This window comes from Escherichia sp. AM3, assembly GCF_032029835.1.
In the GTDB taxonomy this organism is placed as follows: Bacteria; Pseudomonadota; Gammaproteobacteria; order Enterobacterales; family Enterobacteriaceae; genus Escherichia; species Escherichia coli.
In genome coordinates this window covers 1-25,527 of sequence record NZ_JAVUPQ010000061.1, presented here as the reverse complement: position 1 = coordinate 25,527, position 25,527 = coordinate 1, and the positions used below count along the sequence as shown (strand labels likewise).

Annotated in this window: 26 protein-coding genes and 2 pseudogenes; 8 read left to right on the top strand and 20 right to left on the bottom strand. The window is 49.5% G+C overall.

Annotation, left to right across the window (positions count from 1 at the left end):
• Positions 1-966: 966 nt before the first annotated feature.
• Both RTW80_RS18385 and RTW80_RS18380 read right to left on the bottom strand, forming a co-directional pair.
• Positions 967-1,179 (bottom strand): YncH family protein, encoded by a 213-nt coding sequence (locus RTW80_RS18385; protein ID WP_000882235.1) that lies wholly within the window; start codon positions 1,177-1,179, stop codon positions 967-969.
• Positions 1,180-1,254: 75 nt separating this feature from the next.
• Positions 1,255-1,872 (bottom strand): glutathione S-transferase family protein, encoded by a 618-nt coding sequence (locus RTW80_RS18380; protein ID WP_000598855.1) that lies wholly within the window; start codon positions 1,870-1,872, stop codon positions 1,255-1,257.
• Positions 1,873-2,137: 265 nt separating this feature from the next.
• On the opposite strand from RTW80_RS18380, the gene ansP reads away from it, so the two are divergent.
• The gene (gene ansP, locus RTW80_RS18375; protein ID WP_001300590.1) at positions 2,138-3,637 is read left to right on the top strand and encodes an L-asparagine permease; all 1,500 of its coding nucleotides are present in this window, start codon (positions 2,138-2,140) and stop codon (positions 3,635-3,637) included.
• A gap of 114 nt (positions 3,638-3,751) precedes the next feature.
• Here the strand turns inward: ansP and RTW80_RS18370 are convergent, their stop codons facing one another.
• Positions 3,752-4,813 (bottom strand): YncE family protein, encoded by a 1,062-nt coding sequence (locus tag RTW80_RS18370; protein ID WP_000550672.1) that lies wholly within the window; start codon positions 4,811-4,813, stop codon positions 3,752-3,754.
• Between the two features lie 241 nt (positions 4,814-5,054).
• On the opposite strand from RTW80_RS18370, the gene pqqU reads away from it, so the two are divergent.
• The gene (gene pqqU / locus RTW80_RS18365) at positions 5,055-7,157 is read left to right on the top strand and encodes a TonB-dependent receptor PqqU (protein WP_000689306.1); all 2,103 of its coding nucleotides are present in this window, start codon (positions 5,055-5,057) and stop codon (positions 7,155-7,157) included.
• 35 nt (positions 7,158-7,192) lie between these two features.
• Here pqqU and mcbR read toward each other — a convergent pair whose 3' ends face one another.
• Entirely contained in the window at positions 7,193-7,858 is a 666-nt protein-coding gene (gene mcbR, locus RTW80_RS18360) for a colanic acid/biofilm transcriptional regulator McbR (RefSeq protein WP_001300742.1), read from the bottom strand.
• A gap of 197 nt (positions 7,859-8,055) precedes the next feature.
• The gene (curA, locus tag RTW80_RS18355; RefSeq protein WP_001301003.1) at positions 8,056-9,093 is read right to left on the bottom strand and encodes an NADPH-dependent curcumin/dihydrocurcumin reductase; all 1,038 of its coding nucleotides are present in this window, start codon (positions 9,091-9,093) and stop codon (positions 8,056-8,058) included.
• A 180-nt stretch (positions 9,094-9,273) separates the two neighbouring features.
• Here curA and RTW80_RS18350 point away from each other — a divergent pair, with 180 nt between their 5' ends.
• Positions 9,274-9,792 (top strand): GNAT family N-acetyltransferase, encoded by a 519-nt coding sequence (locus tag RTW80_RS18350; protein ID WP_001296723.1) that lies wholly within the window; start codon positions 9,274-9,276, stop codon positions 9,790-9,792.
• Complete coding sequence (locus RTW80_RS18345) at positions 9,789-10,238, top strand: DMT family transporter (protein WP_001076535.1); 450 nt, start codon at positions 9,789-9,791, stop codon at positions 10,236-10,238. The genes RTW80_RS18350 and RTW80_RS18345 overlap by 4 nt, the downstream gene beginning before the upstream one ends.
• Here RTW80_RS18345 and ydcY read toward each other — a convergent pair whose 3' ends face one another.
• Both ydcY and ortT read right to left on the bottom strand, forming a co-directional pair.
• A complete protein-coding gene (gene ydcY, locus RTW80_RS18340; protein WP_000018633.1) occupies positions 10,239-10,472 on the bottom strand; it encodes a DUF2526 family protein YdcY in 234 nt (77 codons plus the stop codon). It abuts the gene before it with no gap.
• A gap of 85 nt (positions 10,473-10,557) precedes the next feature.
• A complete protein-coding gene (gene ortT / locus RTW80_RS18335) occupies positions 10,558-10,731 on the bottom strand; it encodes an orphan toxin OrtT (protein WP_000061178.1) in 174 nt (57 codons plus the stop codon).
• A 194-nt stretch (positions 10,732-10,925) separates the two neighbouring features.
• Between ortT and yncL the strand changes: the two genes are divergently transcribed.
• Complete coding sequence (gene yncL, locus RTW80_RS18330) at positions 10,926-11,021, top strand: stress response membrane protein YncL (protein WP_072002517.1); 96 nt, start codon at positions 10,926-10,928, stop codon at positions 11,019-11,021.
• 96 nt (positions 11,022-11,117) lie between these two features.
• Here the strand turns inward: yncL and patD are convergent, their stop codons facing one another.
• From patD to hicA, 8 genes are all read right to left on the bottom strand, one after another.
• Positions 11,118-12,542 carry an aminobutyraldehyde dehydrogenase gene (patD, locus tag RTW80_RS18325; protein WP_001163874.1) on the bottom strand — a complete coding sequence of 475 codons (1,425 nt, stop codon included), beginning with the start codon at positions 12,540-12,542 and terminating at the stop codon, positions 11,118-11,120.
• 21 nt (positions 12,543-12,563) lie between these two features.
• A complete protein-coding gene (locus tag RTW80_RS18320) occupies positions 12,564-13,358 on the bottom strand; it encodes an ABC transporter permease (RefSeq protein ID WP_032248016.1) in 795 nt (264 codons plus the stop codon).
• Positions 13,348-14,289, bottom strand: a complete 942-nt coding sequence (locus tag RTW80_RS18315) for an ABC transporter permease (protein WP_001251313.1) — start codon at positions 14,287-14,289, stop codon at positions 13,348-13,350. Before RTW80_RS18315 ends, RTW80_RS18320 begins: the two co-directional genes overlap by 11 nt.
• Positions 14,290-15,303: an ABC transporter ATP-binding protein gene (locus tag RTW80_RS18310; protein ID WP_000220399.1), complete on the bottom strand. Its 1,014-nt coding sequence runs from the start codon at positions 15,301-15,303 to the stop codon at positions 14,290-14,292.
• Positions 15,304-15,320: 17 nt separating this feature from the next.
• On the bottom strand, positions 15,321-16,466 hold the full coding sequence (gene ydcS / locus RTW80_RS18305; protein WP_000047421.1) for a putative ABC transporter substrate-binding protein YdcS: 1,146 nt from the start codon (positions 16,464-16,466) through the stop codon (positions 15,321-15,323).
• A gap of 244 nt (positions 16,467-16,710) precedes the next feature.
• Entirely contained in the window at positions 16,711-18,117 is a 1,407-nt protein-coding gene (locus RTW80_RS18300) for a PLP-dependent aminotransferase family protein (protein ID WP_000760626.1), read from the bottom strand.
• Between the two features lie 78 nt (positions 18,118-18,195).
• Complete coding sequence (gene hicB / locus RTW80_RS18295) at positions 18,196-18,612, bottom strand: type II toxin-antitoxin system antitoxin HicB (protein WP_001270286.1); 417 nt, start codon at positions 18,610-18,612, stop codon at positions 18,196-18,198.
• Positions 18,613-18,657: 45 nt separating this feature from the next.
• Positions 18,658-18,834 carry a type II toxin-antitoxin system mRNA interferase toxin HicA gene (gene hicA, locus RTW80_RS18290; RefSeq protein ID WP_000813794.1) on the bottom strand — a complete coding sequence of 59 codons (177 nt, stop codon included), beginning with the start codon at positions 18,832-18,834 and terminating at the stop codon, positions 18,658-18,660.
• Between the two features lie 221 nt (positions 18,835-19,055).
• Between hicA and RTW80_RS18285 the strand changes: the two genes are divergently transcribed.
• Complete coding sequence (locus RTW80_RS18285) at positions 19,056-19,286, top strand: YncJ family protein (protein WP_000494244.1); 231 nt, start codon at positions 19,056-19,058, stop codon at positions 19,284-19,286.
• A gap of 91 nt (positions 19,287-19,377) precedes the next feature.
• On the opposite strand, the gene rlhA is transcribed toward RTW80_RS18285, so the two are convergent.
• Positions 19,378-21,339: a 23S rRNA 5-hydroxycytidine C2501 synthase gene (gene rlhA, locus RTW80_RS18280; protein WP_001301045.1), complete on the bottom strand. Its 1,962-nt coding sequence runs from the start codon at positions 21,337-21,339 to the stop codon at positions 19,378-19,380.
• Positions 21,340-21,411: 72 nt separating this feature from the next.
• The gene (gene sutR, locus RTW80_RS18275) at positions 21,412-21,948 is read right to left on the bottom strand and encodes a DNA-binding transcriptional regulator SutR (RefSeq protein ID WP_000429155.1); all 537 of its coding nucleotides are present in this window, start codon (positions 21,946-21,948) and stop codon (positions 21,412-21,414) included.
• Positions 21,949-22,000: 52 nt separating this feature from the next.
• Between sutR and ydcO the strand changes: the two genes are divergently transcribed.
• A complete protein-coding gene (gene ydcO / locus RTW80_RS18270; RefSeq protein WP_071607224.1) occupies positions 22,001-23,215 on the top strand; it encodes a BenE family transporter YdcO in 1,215 nt (404 codons plus the stop codon).
• A gap of 39 nt (positions 23,216-23,254) precedes the next feature.
• Here the strand turns inward: ydcO and RTW80_RS18265 are convergent, their stop codons facing one another.
• Entirely contained in the window at positions 23,255-24,463 is a 1,209-nt protein-coding gene (locus RTW80_RS18265; RefSeq protein ID WP_109158002.1) for an RNA-guided endonuclease InsQ/TnpB family protein, read from the bottom strand.
• Between the two features lie 7 nt (positions 24,464-24,470).
• On the opposite strand from RTW80_RS18265, the pseudogene tnpA reads away from it, so the two are divergent.
• Positions 24,471-24,896: pseudogene (gene tnpA / locus RTW80_RS18260) on the top strand (IS200/IS605 family transposase); the annotation flags it as partial.
• A gap of 98 nt (positions 24,897-24,994) precedes the next feature.
• Here the strand turns inward: tnpA and RTW80_RS18255 are convergent.
• Positions 24,995-25,450 (bottom strand): annotated as a pseudogene (locus RTW80_RS18255) (DUF3313 domain-containing protein); the annotation flags it as partial.
• A 14-nt stretch (positions 25,451-25,464) separates the two neighbouring features.
• A partial coding sequence (locus RTW80_RS18250) for an IS1 family transposase (protein WP_071603212.1) occupies positions 25,465-25,527 on the bottom strand: 63 nt, incomplete at its 5' end.

The window sequence follows — 25,527 nt, the reverse complement described above, 5'->3', positions numbered from 1 at the left end:
TTGTCTGTAATCGGGGATAATAGAAATATGTTCCATCAATTTTTTAAGTTCCATTTTGTTCTCCTTAATTATGTAAGAAGTATTTGATCATGTATAAGCAATAAAAAACAGCTTTAGGTAATAAGGAATATCTCAATTTTTAAACATAAAATGCGAATTATTTAGTACAAAAAGTGTACTTCTGATGATCTTTCCCTGCATGTCGGGCGGATGAGATAAGCGAGTCGACATCTGGCGTTACCGGGGAATATCAGAAAAATGTCATGGTTATGTGATGATTTAGTCTGGGATTTTACTTCAGAGAAACGGGTGTCTGTTTAGTCAACAAAATAATCACAAACGCAACGGATGGGTTCTCGACGTTATTCACGACAGGCTCGTACATTACAGCGAGTAATAAAAAACCTGATATGCAAAGTCAAACCAATATTCATAATGTCTTTTTATTCACAACAATAAATAATTCAATAACAATCATTGAAATGAATGATGATTTGTATAAGTAATATACGCTACCGCCCCACCCTGATAACATGATCTGCACATTGCCATCTTAACGTCGTTAAACACTGGCTTAATAGTGGATATTTCAAATTAGGAATTTATTAAATTCACCTGATGAATATCATAAGCAAATAGCATAGAAAATAATGACAATTCCCCCGAGGGGACCATTTCCAAAGCACTGCACCACCAGGTGCCCGGATGATCTTGCTTCAGTGGTAAGAGTACCTGATTCATTGTTCCCAAAATGATGTTTTCCCCGGCCCCGCCAATAATGTGCAGCTCTCACGTGATAATCTATTGATTAGGTTATATTAAGAATTAATATTTAAAATACATCCATTTTCTTGAATAAATCAACATGTTTATTTATCAATTGCTGTTTTAGCTCTGACTCATCAAGCTCTCCATATTTGTCCTACAGATAATTGCGAATAAATACAGAGAACGCCATTTATCCTTTTAGCATACCTGCCGGATATTTTTATTTGTATTAATATTAATTGCATCTCCAACTCCGAGCATATCCATCATTAAAAACTTTTTGAGATTATAGAATACCTGTGATAACAAGTGAAACATCTGCACAATGTGAATAGTTAGTTTCTTTTCAGAGGAAATGAAATAGACAAGCTGAATGAAGGGGAGAGTGATATAAATCAAAAAACATAACATGAATTTAATTAATTACACCCATCATTGTGGATAAAGTTACTGAATAATAAATAACATAATCTTCTGGTATCCCACTCAAATAATTTCATTCCTTTTTAATACTTCTTGTAATTTCGGTAACTGACATACAGCATCAGCGATCGCGCTGATATTCTGCGCATTATCCTGAAACCATTCATGCCCCGGCCCCCATGTGCGCATGGTGCAGAGATAACAGTCCACCAGCGTTAGTTGCTCACCAAAGGCATAAGGTTCAGCGGTCAATTGTGAATTCAGCCAGATATAAAGTGATTTGCGATATTCAATTACATTCTTCTTTAACTGTTCAGGTGCGTCAGATGCCCAACGCTCAGGGTAATCGGCGAAAGTGAATGTTGGATAGACATTAGCAACCAGCCAGACCAATAGCCGTTGAAACTGCTGACGTTCGGCGCGCCCAACCGGTGGCGCAAGGTCCGGGCGACGATCGAGAACCATAAATGCAATCGCCGCTGTCTCCGTCATAATCTCGTCATTTTCCAGCGCCAGTGTCGGAACCTGACACAACGGGTTCAGGGTTTTCAATAACTCGCGTGAAGCTCCCTCGTGGTCAAAACCACTGACATCAACGAACTGATAAGGAATATCAGCCAGTGTTAGCATCAGCTCACTGATTGTAGAGCCCCATCCGGGTACGCCATACACCTTAATCATATGCCCTCACAATCTTTTAAAGATTAAGTGTAGGACAGTACACAGGTTAACCAGCAAAAAGATTTGTCATTTTTTCGTCAGTTGTATTATTCCCCTTCAGGATTGTAAGGGGATGTTTTGCATCGTTTATCGATAACGGGTAGGATGCTGCGCCGATAGTTTTATACCCATAAAGAATAATGGTGATAACTATCATCGCCAGGATGAATAAACATTGTTCATGGCAACTTATATGACTTTTTCATTAAAGCAATCAGGGAGAGCAATGAGTAAACACGACACCGACACTTCAGATCAACACGCCGCGAAACGCCGCTGGCTTAATGCCCACGAAGAGGGGTATCACAAAGCGATGGGCAATCGCCAGGTACAGATGATCGCCATTGGCGGCGCGATTGGCACCGGCTTGTTTTTAGGTGCAGGAGCCCGACTGCAAATGGCGGGTCCAGCATTGGCACTGGTTTATTTAATTTGTGGCTTGTTTTCGTTTTTTATTCTGCGTGCATTGGGTGAGCTGGTGCTACACCGCCCTTCCAGTGGCAGTTTTGTCTCTTATGCCCGTGAGTTTTTGGGTGAGAAAGCCGCTTATGTTGCTGGCTGGATGTACTTCATCAACTGGGCGATGACGGGGATTGTTGATATTACCGCCGTCGCTCTGTATATGCATTACTGGGGTGCGTTTGGCGGCGTGCCGCAGTGGGTCTTTGCGCTCGCTGCACTTACCATCGTTGGCACCATGAATATGATCGGTGTGAAATGGTTTGCGGAGATGGAGTTCTGGTTTGCGCTTATTAAAGTGCTCGCCATTGTGACCTTTTTGGTCGTGGGTACAGTGTTCCTCGGTAGTGGTCAGCCGCTGGATGGCAACACCACTGGCTTTCATTTAATTACCGATAATGGCGGCTTCTTCCCCCACGGTTTGCTGCCTGCTCTGGTGTTGATTCAGGGCGTAGTGTTTGCTTTTGCCTCCATTGAAATGGTGGGTACAGCTGCCGGAGAATGTAAAGATCCGCAGACCATGGTGCCTAAAGCGATTAACAGCGTGATTTGGCGTATTGGCCTGTTTTACGTCGGCTCCGTGGTGTTGCTGGTTATGCTATTGCCGTGGAGCGCGTATCAGGCGGGGCAAAGTCCGTTCGTGACGTTTTTCTCTAAACTGGGTGTGCCATATATCGGCAGCATTATGAACATTGTGGTGCTGACCGCTGCCCTCTCCAGCCTGAACTCAGGTCTGTACTGCACCGGACGTATTCTGCGCTCAATGGCGATGGGCGGTTCCGCACCGAGTTTTATGGCGAAAATGAGTCGTCAGCATGTGCCGTATGCCGGGATTCTAGCGACACTAGTTGTGTATGTCGTCGGCGTATTCCTCAACTATCTGGTGCCGTCGCGCGTATTTGAGATTGTGTTGAACTTCGCGTCGCTGGGAATCATCGCTTCATGGGCGTTTATCATCGTGTGCCAGATGCGCCTGCGTAAAGCGATTAAAGAAGGCAAAGCAGCGGATGTCAGTTTTAAACTGCCTGGCGCGCCCTTCACTTCCTGGCTGACATTACTGTTTTTACTGAGTGTCCTTGTGCTGATGGCGTTCGATTACCCGAACGGGACTTATACTATCGCGGCGCTGCCGATTATCGGTATTCTGCTGGTTATAGGCTGGTTTGGTGTGCGCAAACGCGTTGCTGAAATTCACAGCACTGCGCCAGTCGTCGAGGAAGATGAAGAAAAACAGGAAATCGTGTTTAAGCCTGAAACGGCGAGCTAATTGCAAAATTGCCCGGCTACGTGCCGGGCAACTTCAAATTACTGACGAAGGTGTGCCGCATGCGGCGTGATAAAAGTCAGGCAAGTCTCTCCGTTTTCACCCTCGCCATATCTATTACAGCGCAATACGAATCACATCGTCCGGCTGGGTAGCTTCCTGCTGTTTAGTGGATTTTTGTTTTACACTGACATACAGCGTTTTGCCATCGGCAGACAGCGCCAGGCTGTTCGGATGAGTCGGCGTATCGAACGTTTTCACCACTTTATAGCTTTTCGCGTCAATCACACTGACTTTACCTGCCTGACGATGCGTTACGTAGGCTTCATTACGCGCTGGGTTAAACAGCACAGCCAGTGATTCCGGTGCCGCAACCTTCGCCAGAATATTGCCATTACGGGTATCGACCACTAACACTTCTGCCGCTTTAGAATCGGTGATAAATGCACGCTGCCTGGCGATATCAAGGCTAATGTTGATAAAGAAGTGCTCTTTGCCGTCATCCAGCAGCTTTTTACGGCTGAGGATTTTATTGTCGGCGGTGTCGATGGTAATCAATTCGCCGTCAGCGTTAGTGGTGTAAAGACGTTTGCCTTTGCTATCCAGCGCCAGACCGGTACTCATTTTACCGGTGTTCTGGATGGCGGTTTTCAGTTTGATATTCTCGCCATCAACGACCCAAATCACGCTCTCTTTACCAATACCACTGATGTAAACGGTGTTCGTGGCATCATCAGCTACCAGCTCACGCGGTTGCAGCGGGCGCACCTCTTCCGTGCGCTTACGATCATCCAGCACCAGACGGCCTTTCACTTCGCCCGTTTTGGCATCTATCGCCGTGACCGCGCTGTTTACGGTGTTACCAAACCACAACGTCTGAGTCGTGTTATTGATGGTGGCACCAAACGGCTTGAGATCGTTATGGATCGCCTGCGTCACTTCCAGAGTGACCGGATCAAGACGATAAACCACGCCACCTTTATCCAGTTTGCGGCTTTGCGAAGTGGCGAGCCACAGTGCGTTTTCTTGCTGGCTATAAGCCATTTCGTAGGCACCTTTACCTACCGCTTTACGCAGCATTTCTTCTGCGGCCTGCGTACTGAATGATGAAGCAACAAGCAATGAACCTAACAGTAATGAACCACGCAGGCGCGATGAAAACAGATGACGTAAATGCATGACGACTCCCTTTGATGAACCGATATTTTTGCTGCTTCACAATGCTTCGCTAAGCGTAATCATCGTTACGCTCTTGTTATAAATGGGAATGGTAATCATTATTTTCTCAAATGTGGAGCATTTCTTGCCGTTACGACTACAATTTTCTCAATTACTTAACGTATCGTGCCGTTTCATTTTCCATAAATTTACAATTTCATTACCATAACGGCGTTTTCCCATTCTTAACCTGGCTTTTTTCATGAAGATTTTTTCCGTCCGACAGACCGTTTTGCCCGCACTACTTGCCCTTTCCCCCGTTGTTTTTGCCGCTGATGAACAGACCATGATTGTCAGTGCCGCACCGCAGGTGGTTTCAGAACTGGATACCCCAGCAGCAGTAAGCGTGGTGGATGGCGAGGAGATGCGCCTGGCAACACCGCGCATTAACTTGTCCGAATCACTGACCAGCGTGCCTGGTTTGCAGGTACAAAATCGGCAGAACTATGCGCAAGATTTACAGCTGTCGATTCGCGGATTTGGCTCCCGCTCCACTTACGGAATTCGCGGTATTCGCCTGTATGTGGACGGTATTCCCGCTACCATGCCCGACGGGCAAGGGCAAACATCCAACATCGATTTAAGCAGTGTGCAAAATGTGGAAGTGCTGCGTGGCCCCTTCTCTGCCCTGTATGGCAACGCGTCTGGCGGTGTAATGAATGTCACCACCCAGACCGGGCAACAGCCACCAACCATTGAAGCCAGCAGTTACTACGGCAGTTTTGGCAGCTGGCGCTATGGGCTCAAAGCAACGGGTGCAACGGGCGACGGCACACAGCCCGGCGATGTCGATTACACCGTCTCAACCACGCGTTTTACGACCCACGGCTATCGTGACCATAGTGGCGCACAGAAAAATTTAGCTAATGCCAAACTGGGCGTACGCATTGATGACGCCAGCAAATTAAGCCTGATTTTCAATAGCGTGGATATCAAAGCAGATGACCCTGGTGGGCTAACCAAAGCAGAATGGAAAGCGAATCCGCAACAAGCGCCACGCGCTGAACAATACGACACGCGAAAAACCATCAAGCAAACTCAGGCTGGGTTGCGCTATGAACGTAGCCTGAGTTCGCGGGATGATATGAGTGTGATGATGTATGCCGGAGAGCGAGAAACGACCCAGTACCAGTCAATACCCATGGCACCACAACTTAACCCGTCACATGCGGGCGGCGTGATTACCCTGCAACGCCATTACCAGGGAATAGACAGCCGCTGGACACACCGTGGTGAACTGGGCGTTCCGGTCACGTTCACTACCGGCCTGAACTACGAAAACATGAGTGAAAACCGCAAGGGCTACAATAACTTCCGCCTGAATAGCGGCATGCCGGAGTACGGGCAAAAAGGTGAGTTGCGTCGCGACGAACGCAATCTGATGTGGAACATCGATCCCTATTTACAGACGCAGTGGCAGCTGAGCGAAAAACTGTCGCTGGATGCTGGCGTGCGCTACAGCTCCGTGTGGTTTGATTCCAACGACCATTACATTACTCCGGGTAACGGCGATGACAGCGGTGATGCCAGTTATCACAAATGGCTACCAGCCGGATCGTTAAAATATGCAATGACCGATGCCTGGAATATCTATCTGGCAGCCGGGCGTGGTTTTGAAACGCCGACGATTAATGAGCTGTCTTATCGGGCTGATGGGCAAAGCGGTATGAACTTTGGTTTAAAACCATCCACCAACGATACAATTGAGATCGGCAGTAAAACGCGTATTGGTGATGGGCTGCTTAGTCTCGCATTGTTCCAGACCGACACCGATGATGAAATTGTTGTCGATAGCAGTAGCGGTGGGCGTACGACTTACAAAAATGCTGGAAAGACCCGTCGTCAAGGCGCTGAACTGGCATGGGATCAACGTTTCGCGGGAGATTTTCGCGTAAACGCGTCCTGGACCTGGCTTGATGCGACCTATCGCAGCAATGTTTGCAATGAACAGGATTGTAACGGTAATCGGATGCCTGGGATCGCCCGTAATATGGGCTTTGCGTCGATAGGTTATGTACCGGAAGATGGCTGGTATGCAGGCACGGAAGCGCGTTATATGGGCGATATTATGGCAGATGATGAAAATACGGCCAAGGCGCCGTCTTATACTCTCATCGGCTTATTCACCGGGTATAAATACAATTACCACAATTTAACTGTGGATTTATTTGGTCGTGTCGATAATTTATTCGATAAAGAATACGTTGGTTCTGTCATTGTCAATGAGTCAAACGGGCGATATTACGAACCTGCGCCCGGGCGAAATTATGGTGTCGGCGTGAATATCGCATGGCGATTTGAGTAATTACCTTGATGCCCGGTATTTGCCGGGCATTTACTTTAACGATTGTATTGCTGGTATAAAATAGCAATATTTTGTTGCATAATTTCAGCAAGACAATGTCTGCATCCCTCTTTGTCTTTTGCTTTTAACGCAGCGAGTAACAGATGATAGTTTTCTATATGCTCCCGTAATTCCGCTGGATTAATCGCTTCATAGAGATAATGTAAACCAGGCCCCATCCTGACCCACAGTTGCTCAATCATCTCACACAGGATGGGCATATTTGAGCGATGATAAATCGCTAAGCGAAATAGCCTGTTTACATTAATGATTTGTTCCATGTCGCCCTTTTCTTGCGCCTGCTGTAATTTCTCGAGCAATTCCTGGAGTTCCGCAAGGTCTTGCGGGGTGAGGTTTTCAACAGCCAGAGCAACTGCCATTAATTCCAGTTCGTAGCGGATCCGATTGATTTCGTCTAATTGACGTTTCCCCACTTCCGGAACTGTAAATGCTTGTGCAGGTGCGACAGAAAGCGCATTCACCGAAACCAGACGTAATAATGCTTCACGCACAGGTGTAATACTCATACCTAATTGCTCCGCCAGATTTTTAGTAATCAGGCGTGCGCCAGGTTTTAATGCGCCAATACTAAGCTGATGTTTCAGGTCGTTCTCAACCTGCAGAGTCAAACTGACATGTTTCATTTTTCCCGTTCCAGGCATTTTAATTCCTTCGCGTGTTTTCTGTCCAACCCTGCCTGCATGGCAGAAGGAGTTCACCTGGTGTATTAAAGTGAATAATCATAAACCACTCACCTTTGTTGTTATTAGCAGCAGAACAATGACGTGGTTAGTTAATTAAAGCTGAAAATAAGCTTTTTGCCTGGATTTTTATGGCGGCTTACGCCGCCGTTGAAACTTTAATCATCACCCGCCACGCGGATCACCACTTTGCCGAAGTTTTTACCCTTCAGCAGGCCGATAAACGTCTGTGGCGCATTCTCTAAACCATCAGTAATATCTTCGCGGTAGTGGATTTTATCCTCTTTCACCCATTGCCCCATCTCCTTCTGAAACTCATGGATGCGGTGACCATAATCCTGAGCGATAATAAACCCTTGCAAGCGAATACGTTTTTTCAGCACCGTTGCCATCAACAGGGGTAAACGATCCGGACCGGGTGGTAGCTCTGTAGCGTTATAGCTGCTCACTAAGCCACAAACGGGAATGCGCGCAGATGTATTAAGTAATGGTAGCACTGCATCAAATACCTTACCGCCCACGTTTTCATAATAGATATCAATACCTTTTGGGCACGCTTTCGCCAGTTGTTCGGCAAAATCATCCGCGTGGTGATCAAGACAAACATCGAAGCCCAGCACCTCGATAGCATGGCGGCATTTTTCCGCGCCACCGGCAACCCCCACCACCCTGCAACCTTTAAGTTTGCCGATTTGCCCCACCGTTGCTCCCACAGGACCTGTCGCCGCAGCTACCACCAACGTTTCGCCCTCTTTAGGCTGACCGATATCCAGCAGCCCCATATAAGCGGTAAAGCCTGGCATCCCCAGCACACCCAGCGACCACGATGGATTTTGCGGATGATCGCCAAGTTTCACCAGATCATCACCACTGGATATGTCATAGTCCTGCCATCCACTGTAGCCCAGCACCCAGTCGCCAGGCTGATAATCAGGATGATTCGACTCCACAACACGGCTCACCGTGCCGCCGACCATCACGCCGCCAATATCAACAGGCGGTGAATAAGATGGCTCATCGCTCATACGTCCACGCATATACGGGTCCAGGGACAAATAAACTGTGCGCAGTAACACCTGTCCTTCACCCGGTGTGGCGACATCATCTTCTTCAAGACGGAAATTCTCCGGAACCGGTGCGCCATGTGGACGCGAGGCCAGAACCCAACGTCGATTACGCTGCTTTTGTTGCCCCATAATGCTCTCCTGTGCTTTTGGCATGAATCCATCAATAGTAGCAGGCTCACGGGATTGGTTTTGTTTGCAGCCGTCACATTCCCTCTGCAACACGCAATAATTTCATCGAGGAATCCGTTGCTTCGGGCTGTTTTCGATAGTATTGATAACATCATCATCATTATTTTATCGAGGCCAGACATGTCCATCCGTTTTGCCCGCAAAGCCGATTGTGCTGCCATTGCGGAAATTTATAACCACGCCGTGTTGTATACGGCGGCTATCTGGAATGACCAAACGGTTGATGCAGATAACCGCATTGCCTGGTTTGAAGCGCGGACCATAGCAGGTTATCCGGTGCTGGTAAGTGAAGAAGATGGCGTAGTGACGGGATATGCCTCGTTTGGCGACTGGCGTAGTTTCGATGGTTTTCGCCATACCGTGGAACATTCGGTTTATGTCCATCCCGATCATCAGGGCAAAGGTCTGGGGCGTAAATTGTTAAGCCGATTGATTGATGAAGCGCGGGATTGCGGGAAGCATGTCATGGTCGCCGGGATCGAATCGCAAAATCAGGCCTCGCTGCATCTGCACCATTCGCTGGGATTTGTCGTCACCGCACAAATGCCGCAGGTGGGCACTAAATTTGGGCGCTGGCTGGATCTGACATTTATGCAGTTGCAACTCGACGAACGCACTGAACCGGACGCGATCGGATGAATCAGTCGCTCACCCTTGCTTTTTTGATTGCCGCCGGAATTGGTCTGGTAGTCCAGAACACGCTGATGGTGCGCATCACCCAGACCTCCTCTACCATTCTCATCGCCATGTTGCTGAACTCACTGGTGGGGATTGTGCTCTTTGTTTCTATTTTATGGTTTAAACAAGGCATGGCGGGGTTTGGCGAACTGGTGTCCAGCGTGCGCTGGTGGACACTTATACCCGGCTTGCTGGGATCGTTTTTTGTCTTCGCCAGTATCAGCGGATATCAGAATGTGGGAGCGGCGACAACTATTGCAGTACTGGTCGCCAGCCAGCTAATTGGCGGTCTGATGCTGGATATCTTCCGCAGTCATGGCGTACCACTACGGGCGTTGTTCGGCCCAATTTGTGGCGCAATTTTACTTGTGGTTGGCGCCTGGTTGGTAGCCAGACGCTCATTTTAATCAGAGGATGGTGCCGCCTTTGGTTAACTGTTCGTGGCGCGCTTCCATATCTTCTTTATGCTTGCGACCGTGATGAGCAATAGCGGTGCGCAAACGCTGCTGCTGGGTGTAGCGATCTTCCCGACTTAACTCCGCGTCATCGCTCAGGGCGATTAATAATTCGTTCATATGGGCAATGACGCTCTCTTCAATCGCGGCATCCACGCGCGCGATGACTTCATCCAGATGCGACATACTTTCTCCTTAGCCACTTGTGAAATTTATCGATTCATCCAAATGATATAAGTCTGCGTGGTGCCGTCAAGCCAGTGAGTAAGATTTAAAACAGTGAAAACAACAGCGCCACCGGGAAACTCATCGGCCATGTTGCCCCCACCAGAAAGGCGCTTAAGAAACGGATGCGTTTCTTATCGTGAGAAAGAAACCAGGTGATAAGAAATGCGATTGCTGCCATAACCGCATAAAAAACAAGCATGTGTTGATAGAGAGACATGTACGGGCGTCCAGCCAGATGAATAAAACGCGCGCAAATATGCGTCATTTTTTGACGTGCATCAAGTTTTTTCACCAGTTTGAGAAAAAATCATCAAACAGCAACTTGCCCTTATTCATCTTCAGAATGAGTATTATTGCGGATTTTCTTAACCCGTACTATACACATAGGGGCAATGATAAAAGGTGGCAAAAATGAATGCTTCCAGTAGAACTGTAGTACTGATAAATGTCTTTGCTGCTGTTGGTTTGTTTACTCTTATCTCTATGAGATTTGGCTGGTTTATTTGATGTAGTGATTTTGCACGCAGCACGTACTGTCAGAGAAATCAGTGCTCTGACAGTACGCAAGATCATCTCATACTCTTACGATCTGCAATATTATCCTTAATGTTTAACCATGACGTGGCGGACGACGGTGTAATCCTCCAGCCCATAAAGTGACATATCCTTGCCGTAACCAGAAAGTTTCTGTCCACCGTGCGGCATTTCACTTACCAGCATGAAATGGGTATTGACCCAAGTACAACCATATTGCAGCCGTGCGCTGACGCGATGCGCCCTGCCCACATCTTTCGTCCATACCGAAGATGCAAGTCCGTACTGGCTGTCATTCGCCCAGTTCACCACCTGTTCTTCGTTGTCGAAGAGCGTAACACTCACTACTGGACCAAATACCTCTTTTTGCACGATGGCATCGTCCTGTAATGCGCCAGCCAGCAGCGTCGGCGCATAGTAATAGCCATTACCCTTGCGCTTTTCACCGCCAGTGATCACTTTGATGTGCCCTGTCGCTTTCGCCTCTTCTACTGCCTTGCTGACGCGTTCGAGATGCGCCAGCGAGCTTAAAGGTCCAAGCTCCGTAGACTCGTCATCCGGCGCACCAGATTTTAACGTTGCCACCGCAGCACCCAGTTTTTCCACCAGCGTATCGTAAATTCCTTTTTGCGCGTAGATCCGACAAGCCGCAGTACAATCCTGTCCAGCATTGTAATAGCCAAATGTACGTACACCTTCGACCACTGCTTCAATATCCGCATCATCAAAAACAATCACTGGCGCTTTGCCACCAAGTTCCATATGAGTACGCTTAATGGACGACGCGGTATGGCTGATGATGTGCTCGCCGGTGGCGATAGAGCCCGTCAGCGACACCATCCGCACTTTGGGATGACCGGTCAGCGGATCACCCACCGTTTTGCCTCTGCCAAACAGTATGTTAATCACGCCTGCCGGGAAGATATCTTTCGCCAGCTCTGCCAACTTCAACGCGGTCAGCGGGGTAATTTCTGATGGTTTAAGCACTACGCAGTTCCCTGCCGCCAGCGCCGGAGCAAGTTTCCACGCGGCCATCATCAGCGGATAATTCCACGGTGCGATAGAAGCCACGACCCCCAACGGATCGCGACGGATCATCGAAGTATGACCTTCAAGATATTCACCTGCCGCCAGACCATTCAGACAGCGCGCCGCACCCGCGAAAAAGCGAAAAACATCGACAATCGCCGGGATTTCATCATTGAACGCACTATGCAGCGGTTTGCCACAATTACGGGACTCCAGTTCGGCAAAAACCTGACCATTTTCTTCGATAACATCAGCCAGTTTCAGCAGACATTCCGCACGCACTTTCGGCGTGGTTTGCCCCCATTCGGCAAATGCTGCATCTGCCGCGCGCACAGCAGCATCGACCTGCTCTGCGGATGCCTCGGCAATTTCCAGTAAAACGTCCCCCGTTGCCGGATTATAGACAGGCTGTTTTTCCCCTTCGCCGCTAACCAGTTCTCCGTTAATCAGTAACTTATGTTGCATAGCATATTCCTGTATCAGTGGTTATTGACCATTGTCGCCTTCGCGGGTTAGCCACCAGGCCCCCAGGATCGGCAAGGTTGTTACCAACATAACCAGCAGTGCCACCACGTTAGTTACCGGTACATCACGCGGTCGCCCAAGCTGATTGAGCAACCACAACGGTAACGTTCGTTCATGACCTGCCGTAAAGGTCGTAACGATGATTTCATCGAACGACAAGGCAAACGCCAGCATTCCTCCTGCCAGTAACGCCGAACTGAGATTCGGCAACACTACGTAGCGGAAGGTTTGCCAGCCATTGGCCCCAAGATCCATTGACGCCTCAACCAGACTCCAGGAGGTGCGGCGAAAACGGGCGATGACATTGTTAAACACCACAACTACACAAAAAGTCGCATGACCGACCACGATGGTGAAAAATCCCGGCTCCAGATTGATGGTTTTAAAGGCGGTTAATAACGCCAGACCAGTGACAATGCCCGGCAGCGCAATGGGCAGCAGCAGTAACAGCGAAATGGCGTTTTTGCCGAAAAAGTCTCGTCGCCACAGCGCGGCAGCTGCCAGCGTCCCTAACACCAGCGCAATTAATGTCGCCAGCGCCGCCACTTTAAGTGACAGTGTCACGGCATCAAGAATATCACTACGCTGTGCTGCCACGCTAAACCAGCGCAGCGTCAGGCCCTGCGGTGGAAAACTAAACGCCGCATCTTCAGTGTTAAACGCATAGGCGGCGATTATCAGGATGGGAAAATGTAGGAAAACAACGCCGCCCCAGGCCACCAGTTTGAGGAAAAACGGTGCGCGTTCAGAGTGCATCGAACGCTCCCAGACGTTTCACGAACGCCAGGTACAGTGCGATGAGAATAATCGGCACCAGGGTGAATGCCGCCGCCATCGGCATATTGCCAATCGCCCCCTGCTGGGAATAAACCATATTGCCGATAAAATATCCTGGAGGACCAACCAGCTGCGGGACGATAAAATCGCCCAGTGTGAGTGAGAAGGTAAAGATAGAGCCAGCGGCAATACCCGGGATTGCCAGCGGCAGCACCACATAGCGAAAGGTTTGTCGTGGACGTGCGCCGAGATCAGCCGACGCCTGCAACAATGACGGCGGCAAACGCTCAAGCGCCGCCTGAACGGGCAGGATCATGAACGGCAACCAAATATAGAGAAACACCAGAAAGCGCCCCAGCCCGGAAGTTGACAGCGTATTTCCGCCCACCGCAGGTAATGTAAGGAACGCAGTCAGCAGTGGTTCCAGCCCAAGATGTTGTAAAAACCACTGAGCCACGCCATCTTTTGCCAGCAATAACGTCCAGGCATAGGCTTTAACAATGTAGCTCGCCCACATCGGCAACATTACCGCAATATAAAAAAACGCTTTCATTTTCCCGCTGGTATAGCGCGCCATATACCACGCCATTGGAAAAGCCAGAATGGCGCTGGCGATAGTGACTGCCACAGCCATAGTCAGCGTGCGGAGAATGATGTCGTAATTCGCCGGATTAAACAGCGCACGGATATTCGCCAGCGTCAGTTCCGGCGTTACCGACATGGTGAAATCGTCAAAAGTATAAAATCCCTGCCATAACAGTGTCAGCAGCGAGCCGAAATAGACAATGCCAAACCACATTAGCGGGCCAAGCAGCAGTAAAAACAGCCCCAGCCCCGGATTACGCCAGAAGAAACCGGACACCTTACCCAGACCTGGACGTGAAGGTGATTGCAATACATTCATCGCCATTCACCTCTCCTCAACCAGCGGCACCATCACATCACGCGACCAGGAAACCATCACCTGTTGTCCGGGCGTGAGCGTGGCAGGCAGTTCTTCGCCTGTCATATTGGCCTGACTCACCAGCAGTTTTTCACCGCCGCTCAGTGTCAGTTCAAAACGGGTCGCTGCGCCCTGATATTGCACCGCCTGGATCGTGCCATTAGCCTGCATTTCGCCGGGGATATTGAGACGGATATGTTCCGGTCGCAGGGCGAAGCTTCCCGTCATGCCGCAAAGATTCTCGGCCATTAGCGGATCAAAAACGTTGGATGTCCCGACGAATCCGGCAACAAACGGCGTGCGCGGGCGCATATAGAGATCGCGCGGGGAATCGACCTGCTCAATGCGTCCATTATTGAAAACCGCCACACGATCGGACATCGATAACGCTTCGCCCTGATCGTGGGTAACGAAAATAAAAGTGATACCGAGAGACTGTTGCAGTTTTTTCAGTTCCAGCTGCATCTGCTCACGCAATTTGAGATCCAGTGCGCCGAGCGGTTCATCCAACAGCAATACGCGCGGTTCATTCACCAATGCTCTGGCGATAGCAACCCGCTGGCGCTGACCACCAGAAAGTTGTGACGGTTTACGTTGATGTACAAACCCCAACGCCACTTTCTCCAGCGCCTCTTGCGCCATTGCGTGCCGCTGCTTTTTATTCACGCCTTTGACCATCAGCCCATAGGCGACATTGTCAAGAATCGACATATGCGGAAATAGCGCGTAGTCCTGAAAGACAGTATTCACGTCCCGCTCCCACGGTGGCAGATTGCTGGCGGGTTTACCAAAGATAGAGATAGCCCCGCCGGAAAGCTGTTCGAAGCCAGCAATCAGGCGCAGGCAGGTGGTTTTGCCGGAGCCGGACGGCCCCAGCATAGAGAAGAACTCACCATCTTTTATCGCAATACTGACGCCATCTACTGCGCGCACGTCACCGTACAACCGCGAGACGTTGTCAAACTCCACTGCGTACGTCATAAAGCACCCCAGCGAAGTTAGCGACCGCCCATAATGGCAATGTAATCCTGCGTCCAGCGACTGTAGGGAACAAACTTGCCCCCTTCTGCTATAGGCGTTTTCCAGAAGGCGATTTTGTCGAAATAGTTAAAACCGTTGGTTTCACAACCTTTTTCGCCTAATAACGGACTGGCTTTACACCCTTCCGGCACTACCGGTAACGAGCCAAACCAGGCCGCCACATCGCCCTGCACTTTTGGCGTTAATGACCAGTTCATCCATTTGTAGGCACAAACCGGATGTTTCGCTTCGCTATGCAGCATGGTGGTATCAGCCCAACCGGTAACACCCTCCTTCGGGAAAACGGTAGCAACAGGCTGGCCTTCGGCTTTCAGGGCGTTGGCCTGATAGGGCCAGGCACTGGAAGCAACCACACCCTCGTTTTTGAAATCGCTCATTTGCACGGTATTGTCATGCCAGTAGCGATGGATCAAACTGTGTTGAGCGCGCAGCACTTTCAGCACCGCCTGGTACTGTTCTTCGGTGAGTTGATACGGATCGCTGATGCCCAACTGCGGCTGAGTGGCTTTAACGAACAACGCAGCGTCCGCAATGTAGATAGGGCCATCATAAGCCTGAACGCGGCCTTTATTGCTCTTGCCGTCCGGCAGATTTTGCTCAACAAAAACCACTTGCCAGCTATCCGGCGGCGTCGGGAAGGTTTTAGTGTTGTACATCAGCAGGTTCGGCCCCCATTGGTAAGGTGTGCCGTAAACTTTGCCGCCAACATTAAACCAGTCGCCTTTAACCACGCGCGGATCGAGCGTTTTCCAGTTGGGAATCAATGCGGTATTAATCGGCTGCACGCGTTTACCCATAATCAAACGCAGCGAGGCATCGCCGGATGCCGTAACCAGATCGTAACCCCCTTTGGTCATCAGACTGACCATTTCATCGGAAGTCGCGGCGGTTTTCACATTCACCGCGCAGCCTGTCTCTTTTTCGAACTGCGTTACCCAGTCGTATTGTTTATCAGTTTGTCCGCGTTCGATGTATCCCGGCCAGGCGATAATATCCAGTCGCCCTTCCGGTTTATCTAAATTGGTAGGCGGTTCGGCGGCGTGAGCGGTCATTATTGTCATGCTGAGCGCACACAGGCTGCTGCGGGCAAATGTCTTGCTCATAAGGTCTTACTCCTGTCGTAATTAATTGTTCAGCCGCCGTGCCGTAAAAATATCTCCTTGTTTAACCATAGACGGCGGCTTGCAGGCACACCTTCGCCCCTGAGAAAATTTAATCAGGTTGTGAGCTACCGCGCATTATGCCGTCTGTAAGGTTATCTTCTGGAGTATAGTCAAGGAGTTAGGAAATATGACTGCTATTCGAAATTCATATTACCCAATCTAAGAGGAATTAAATTAAACGCTATTACAGCCGTTCTTGAATAAGTTTGCCTAATTGTTTTACCGCCTGTTCTTCACGCTCTCCCCACTGCCACGCGGTATTAAAACGGAAAAAACGTGACCAGTTTTCACCGGTAGAAAACATTTTACCCGGCGCAATACTGATATGATGCGTCAGTGCCGCCAGGCTTAATTCGCCGGCATCTAACGGCTCGGGGAGCTCCAGCCAGAGAAAGTAACCACTGTCATTATGATGAATTTTCACTTCCGCAGGCAGATAACGCAGCAGTGCCTGCCAGGCACGTTGTTTACGTTCCGCAAGCTGGCGACGCAGGCGACGAAGATGGGCGTCGTATCGGCGCGTGGAAAGGTAATCCACCAGCGCAAGTTGCATCGGTGAGCTGGTGGAAAGCGTACTCATCAACTGCAAGCGTTGAATTTTACGTGCATGTTTTCCGGCGGCGACCCAACCAATACGAAAACCAGGCACCAGACATTTCGAAAACGAAGAGCAATGCAAAACGCCATCGTGGCGATCCCACGCTTTCGCAGGCAGCGGTTTTTCCCGTCCAAAATAAAGTTCGCTGTAAACGTCATCTTCAATCAGCGTTACGTTGTACTGATTGAGCAACGCCACCAGTTGTGCTTTTTTTTGCGGCGTTAAGGTAAATCCGAGTGGATTCTGGCTATTAGTCATCAGCCAGCACGCTTTCACCGGATACTCCTGCAACGCCAGTTCCAGCGCCTGAAGATCTATCCCTTCTTTAACATCCGTCGCCACCGATAACGCCTTCAGCCGTAGCCGCTCCAGCGCCTGCAACGCACCGTAGAAACAAGGATTCTCTACTATCACCCAATCGCCCGGTTCAGTTACCGCTTGCAAACTGAGGTTTAATGCCTCTAACGCCCCGGCAGTAATGACAATTTCATCAGGAGAAATGGTGATGCCCTGTAAGGCATAGCGACGAGCAATAGCCTGACGCAGTTCTGCGTTTCCTGGCGGTAAGTTTTCAATCACGCTCATCGCTGTGGCGGTTTTGCTTACCTGCGCCAGCGAGCGGTTTAGTTGTTGGAGGGGGAAAAGTCGCGGGTCGGGAAAGGCCGAGGCAAACGGAACGACCGACGGATCGCGACTGGCCTGCAACATATCAAAAATATAAGTGTTGATATCGACTGCTTCATCTCGAGTGACTGGAATGACTGGCGCTTTCGGCATTTTTATTGCCTGTGGCGCAACGTAATAACCCGACTGCGGTCGTGCGATAATATATCCCTGACTTTCGAGCAACTGATAGGCATGGCTGACAGTCATAAAGCTCATGCCTGAAAGCGCCACCTGGTCACGCAACGAAGGCAAACGATCGCCGGGTTGCCAGATACCCGACGCAATCTGCTCGCGTAATTGTTCTGCAAGCTGCTGGTATTTTTTCATTATCGAATCGTAATTATGTGCAGATGATTCGGCAGTCTATATCAGTTGTTAAAAATGACAACTTTTCGTTAACTGTAATTAAACCATCACCAGCGATAACTCTTTGCCAAGCGCCTTTGCCGCGAGCTGGACGGCGTCGATTTTTGTCGCATGATGCAAGTTAAATAGGCGAGTAATCTCCTGTTTAGGTTTGCCAATTCGCCTGGCTAACTCTTGCTGAGTGATTTCTGACTGTAAAAAAGCATTTAACAGCAATACCTTAGAGGCGACGCTCAAAGGCACTTCAATAAAGTGATCATGACTATTTAATGGCGAAGGTAAAGGGATAAGCTCGTTATCTTCAAAATAAAAATCAAATGCGGTCAGTAAAGCATCTTTTGCCGCTTCCATCGCTTCAGCGACAGTTTCGCCCTGCGTCAACGCTTCAGGGATATCCACAAAAGAAACCATATAACCGCCTTCCGGCGCGGGTGTAAGAGTGACGGGATAACGCATAATTTCGACTGTCCCTCGCATGTCATTAACCTTTTTAATTGGCGATTAACTCAAACCGAGTTGTTTCAGGATTGCTTTACGCAATGGTTCTTTAATCTCATCGCAGGGGTGACGCGGCATGACACTGCGCCTCCCATGAAACCTGAGTTTCAAATGGTTGCTGCCATTCGCTACATCGACGCCCTGAGATTCGAGCCAACGTCTGAACTCGCTTTGTTTCACATCGCCTCCCTGCCGCTGAGTATATCAACAAAGTAAACATTAGTGTTTACCTCCGTGTGTAATTTGCTCGAAAATAGCACTAAATCGCCGCAACGGCAGAATGCCATGCAAAATCAGGAAGGAAGATTCCAGAATTTCTTTGCGCTAATTTGCAAAACTGAATAATAACCTCAAGAAACGATCGGCATCATAGCGGCAAAAGGTAAGAAAAAGGTGGCAGGATGTTTACGAAGGCGTTATCGGTTGTCTTATTAACGTGTGCGCTGTTCTCAGGACAACTCATGGCAGGGCACAAAGGACATGAATTTGTGTGGGTAAAGAATGTGGATCATCAGCTGCGTCATGAAGCGGACAGCGATGAATTGCGTGCTGTGGCGGAAGAGTCGGCGGAAGGTTTGCGCGAGCATTTTTACTGGCAAAAATCGCGCAAACCAGAAGCGGGACAACGTTGAGTCATTTGTTGCCGGATGCGGCGTGACGCCTTACCCGGCAGGCAATATCATGCAGATTCAATGAGTTGTGAGTAACCAGAAAACTGGCGTTTTACCCTTTTCGCTTAGGCAATGTTTTCAGCAGCTCATCCGGACTTACGGATGCCACTACGCTTCCCGGTAACGGCATTTTCAGTATGTGATTTTTGATTTTGCCAATGACGTGCATCTCGCATGGGCGGCAATCAAACTTTAGCGTTAATACTTCATCGCCGTTAACCAGTTGCATTGGCGTCGCCTTCCAGCTTTTGATATTGCCTTTCGCCTGTTTCGGGCACAGATTAAAGGCAAAGCGCAGACAATGCTTGGTGATCATCACCGGGACTTCGCCCTTCTCTTCATGTGCTTCATACGCCGCGTCAATCAGCTGCACACCATAGCGATGATAAAATTCACGCGCTTTCTGGTTGTATACGTTCGCGAGGAAACTCAGATGCGTTTGCGGATAAACCGGCGCAGGATCAGCAACCGGTTTACGGCTGCCGCGCTGGTAACTGGCAAGACGCGCAGCATCCAGCATGTCAGCAGCTTCACGGCGGAACTGGTTTAACAGACTGTTTGGTACAAACAGCGCCCCCGGCAAATTAATTTGCACATCGCGGGCGTAATAGAGGGTTTGCCCCAGTTTTGCCAGACCATCCTTCAGATTGTTCATTGCTTTTTCGGCGTTATTGGCTTCGTCGAACTGCCCGTCCAGCGTATGCGTGATGCTGACACCCTCTTCACTGGTGAGGGTCAGAATCAGTTGTTCCTGCCAGCCGCCCAGTTCAATGTCTACCGCCACCCGACGTTCGCTGGAGGTTTTTGTCAGTGCCTGCTGCCAGTTATGATCAAGATTACGGTTTAGTGGGTGATGTGGACGAATTTTGTGCAAATCTGCTGGCATTTCATTGGGCCAGACGCGGTACTGATTTTCTCCGGTTTTCTCGACCGTATTGGCACGAAAACCGACGACTTCACGTTTAATCAACACGTTCAGGCCATCGCCATTTGCCAGTGGCTCGGTAACGGCAACATCGAGATGATCTTTCGCCACTTTCAATACTTCGCCTACCGGCAGGCCGATAAATTTCGGCGAATCGAACGCGCCAATATCGCCTTTACGGGCATTCACAAAATAATCTGTGCTACCACGGTGGAAAGTCTTTTCCGTCGATGGAACAAAGAAATGTTCAGTACGACCTGATGAAGCGCGCGCCAGATCGCCACGTTCTTCAATAATGGCATCAAGCATCTGGCGATAATGGGCGGTGATATTCTTCACGTAGCTCATATCTTTGTAACGCCCTTCAATCTTGAAGGAGCGTACACCAGCATCAATCAGCGCGCCGAGGTTGGCAGTCTGATCGTTATCTTTCATCGACAGCAGATGTTTTTCATAGGAAACCACCCGCCCCTGATCGTCTTTCAATGTGTATGGCAAACGGCACGCCTGCGAGCAATCGCCACGGTTGGCGCTACGCCCTGTTTGCGCATGAGAAATGTAGCACTGACCCGAATAGGCCACGCACAGTGCCCCATGAATAAAGAATTCAATGGTCGCGTCCGTAGCCTGGTGAATCGCGCGGATCTGATCAAGATTCAGCTCTCGCGCCAGCACAATCTGCGTGAAGCCAACATCAGAGAGGAACTTCGCTTTTTCAACTGTACGAATGTCGCACTGCGTACTGGCGTGCAGTTCAATCGGCGGAATATCAAGTTCCAGAATCCCCATATCCTGAACAATCAGCGCATCGACACCGGTCTGGTAGAGGTCAGTAATCAGCCGTTGCGCGGGTTCCAGCTCATCATCATGCAAAATGGTGTTAAGCGTGACGAAAATTTTTGCACCATAACGATGGGCAAACGGCACCAGCTCGGCAATATCTTTCAAGCTATTACTGGCATTATGACGGGCACCAAAACCAGGGCCGCCGATATAAACAGCATCGGCACCGTGCAAAATAGCTTCGCGGGCAATGGCGGCATCGCGTGCCGGACTTAACAGTTCAAGTCGATGAGAAGATACGGTCACATTCTTATCCAGTAGCTGAAAAATGGCGGCTATTTTAGCCACAAGCGCGACGTTGCGAAATAGTTTTCCCGCTTAACTGCGCGGGTAATGGATGAGGGAATGAAAATGTACGGTTTGCTCCCCACCATTACGATAGATATGCGTGACGTCTGCAGCAAATCGAACGCCTTCCCCACAATTAAGGGTCTGCCATTCCCCATCAACGCACAGATCAAGTTGTCCATCAATGACGACGACATGTTCGATTACCCCCTTCTCATGGGGCGTCGATTCGCTTATTGCACCAGATGCCATCTGAATCGAGAAGTGTTCAAAGCAGAGTTGTGGATCATAAGGAAACAGCGAAGTGATCACCATCGCCTGCTGTTGTGGATCATAAACTGAAGGCGTAGCGGACTGCGGCGGAGAAATAAATGTTGAAAATGGTACGTTCAACCCGGTGGCAATTTTCCATAATGTCGCGACCGTCGGACTGGACTCATTACGCTCAATCTGCCCTAACATTGCTTTAGAAACGCCCGTCGCTTCTGCCAGTCGCGAAAGACTCCAGCCGCGCTGCTGGCGTAGTTGTTTAAGTGTGGTGGATAAAAAGCGAGCGAGATTTTCCATGCGACTCCTCCGGCAAAACGGAAGTTTATCACTTGTGCGTTATAACGGACAAATGCTACGGTGCCTGTACGCTATAACGCACGAGGTGACTATGCGTCTGTTTTCTATTCCTCCACCCACGCTACTGGCGGGGTTTCTGGCGGTATTAATTGGCTACGCCAGTTCAGCGGCAATAATCTGGCAAGCAGCGATTGTCGCCGGAGCCACCACTGCACAAATCTCTGGCTGGATGACGGCGCTGGGGCTGGCAATGGGCGTCAGTACGCTGACTCTGACATTATGGTATCGCGTACCTGTTCTCACCGCATGGTCAACGCCTGGCGCGGCTTTGTTGGTCACCGGATTGCAGGGACTAACACTTAACGAAGCCATCGGCGTTTTTATTGTCACCAACGCGCTAATAGTCCTCTGCGGCATAACGGGACTCTTTGCTCGTCTGATGCGCATTATTCCGCACTCGCTTGCGGCGGCAATGCTTGCCGGGATTTTATTACGCTTTGGTTTACAGGCGTTTGCCAGTCTGGACGGTCAATTTACGTTGTGTGGAAGTATGTTGCTGGTATGGCTGGCAACCAAGGCCGTTGCGCCGCGCTATGCGGTAATTGCCGCGATGATTATTGGGATCGTGATCGTCATCGCGCAAGGTGACGTTGTCACAACTGATGTTGTCTTTAAACCCGTTCTCCCCACTTATATTACCCCTGATTTTTCGTTTGCTCACAGCCTGAGCGTTGCACTCCCCCTTTTTCTGGTGACGATGGCATCGCAAAACGCACCGGGTATCGCAGCAATGAAAGCAGCTGGATATTCGGCTCCTGTTTCGCCATTAATTGTATTTACTGGATTGCTGGCACTGGTTTTTTCCCCTTTCGGCGTTTATTCCGTCGGTATTGCGGCAATCACCGCGGCTATTTGCCAAAGCCCGGAAGCGCATCCGGATAAAGATCAACGTTGGCTGGCCGCTGCCGTTGCAGGCATTTTCTATTTGCTCGCAGGTCTGTTTGGTAGTGCCATTACCGGGATGATGGCTGCCCTGCCCGTAAGTTGGATCCAGATGCTGGCAGGTCTGGCGCTGTTAAGTACCATCGGCGGCAGTTTGTATCAGGCGCTGCATAATGAGCGTGAGCGAGACGCGGCGGTGGTGGCATTTCTGATAACGGCAAGTGGATTGACGCTGGTCGGGATTGGTTCTGCGTTTTGGGGATTAATTGCCGGAGGCGTTTGTTACGTGGTGTTGAATTTAATCGCTGACAGAAACCGATATTGACATCCTCCACGCCCTGAAGGACGTGGATCCCTGCTACGTTCAGGCTGTCGCCTGAATCATTTCGGTGGGTTCCTGCTTCAACGGGCGGCCTGACTGCACCATCTCTCCACAGGCAAGAACGGCGTGCCCCGCCGCTAAAATGTTGCGAGCGCCATTTACATCGGCGTTCGCTGTATATCCACATACCTGGCATCTGAATTTACTTTGTGACAGGCGGTTCTCTTTCGCTGTATGACCACAGTACGCGCAACGCTGGCTTGTATACGCTGGCGGAACAGCAAGCACCTGACCGCCACGCCAGAGCTGCTTGTACGCAAGCTGGCGGTGCATTTCATACCAGCCCTGATCCAGTATCGAACGGTTTAAACCTGATTTTGCCCGGACATTGCGCCCCGGCTGGCTGACCGTACCCGCTGCTGACTTTGACATGTTGCTGACCTTCAAATCCTCAATGACTATCATTGCGTGGTTTTTGCTGACGGCCGTTGTGACTTTGTGAAGGTAGTCCCTGCGGATATTTGCGATACAGGAATGCAGTCGCTGTATTTTGCGTTTCTGCTTTTGCCAGTTGTTGCTGAATTTGACCTTGCGGCTTAACTGTCGCTGAAGTCTCGCCAGCTTCTTCTGGTTTTTCTGAAAACTGTTTACAGGCTCAAAGACTGTGCCATCTGACAGCGTGGCGAGTTTAGCCACGCCAGCATCCAGCCCGACCATTGATGCTGAAGGGTGAACCGGAGTTGATACTTCACTTTCTGTCTGAATACTGATGTACCACTTACCGCAGGACTGGCTGACAGTGACATTTTTCACAACACCCGTGACCTGACGGCTGTTCCGGTAGCGCATCCAGCCCAGTTTCGGCAGAAAAATACGGCTGTTTTCCTGATCGAGCTTAACGCCCTGCGGGTAGCGGAATGCATCATTCTGTCCCCGCTTTTTGAATCGGGGAAAAGCAGCCCGCTTCCGGAAGAAGTTTTTGTAAGCCCGCTCAAGGTCTTTCAGTGACTGTTGCAATGGCTGTGAGGGAGAATCTTTAAGCCATTGCGTTTCAGTGGCATTTTTCCACTCAACCAGCCAGGAAGCCATTTTCCCGTAAGGGATGTATTTATTACCGGCCTCATGATTCTCATTCTGACGTGCCAGAGCACGATTGAAAACGAAACGACATGCGCCTGCGAAGCGCCTCATTTCACACTCCTGTTGACCACCTGGTCTTAACTGGAATTTAAATGCCTGTAATCGTTTCACAGGTCAAATGATACTTTGGTCTGTGAAAAAAGAAACCGATATCCGGCGTGGAAGGCATTGTGTTTTCCTGATGCATGTTCACCTGGTCTTTGTCACCAGATACCGACGCCAGATTTTTGACCATGACGCGACAGAAAAACTACGCACTTACTTTTCAAATGTATGTGCTGATTTTGAAGCTGAACTGGTTGAAATGGATGGCGAACCAGATCACGTCCATTTGTTAATTAACTATCCTCCCAAACTGGCGATATCCAGTCTGGTAAACAGCCTCAAAGGCGTATCGGGTAGGTGACTGCGACGAGATCGACCAGATATTGCAGTCAGGTATTACTACAAAGGCGTTTTGTGGAGTCCTGGCTATTTTGCCAGTAGCTGCGGAGGTGCGCCAATATCCGTCATCCGCCAATACATTGAACAACAGCAAACACCTGGTCAGGTGGAAAACCGCGCCTTATATCCCCGCCCTGAAGGATGGGGTTTTACGGCGCACCGGATAAAAAGCGCCATCTAACGATGGCGCGTCTGGAACTACTTTTTGTTAACGTCAAACATGGTGGCATCGGTCGCCATGTCATCAATAACTTGTTTAATATTTTCGAAAGCCATTGGCGTACTTTCGTTATTCAGGTCTTTACCTTCGCCCTGACGAACGACTTTGATAACCGGTTTATTAGTCGCTGCATCAATCAGCTCACCTTCAAAATAGAGGCGAGTATCCATGGTACGGTGGCCTGTAGCCATTTGCGTCCCCGCAACCACTAATGCAACAGGAACCACTTCATAGAATTGCAGCCCTTCTTTGCTGGTATCTACACCGGTAATGGCCCCACGGAAAATCAGACTACGCGGCCCAGCGGTGGTAACCAGTGGTTTACGCTGCGCTATCGCTTCTTTCATTTCGGTGTTGGTATAGTTCAAAATTTTATCCAGAACTTTCTGCCCTACCTGGGTCGACGGTTTCGGTACCGGATAATAAGTGATTGAGTAATGACTCCAACTTATTGATAGTGTTTTATGTTCAGATAATGCCCGATGACTTTGTCATGCAGCTCCACCGATTT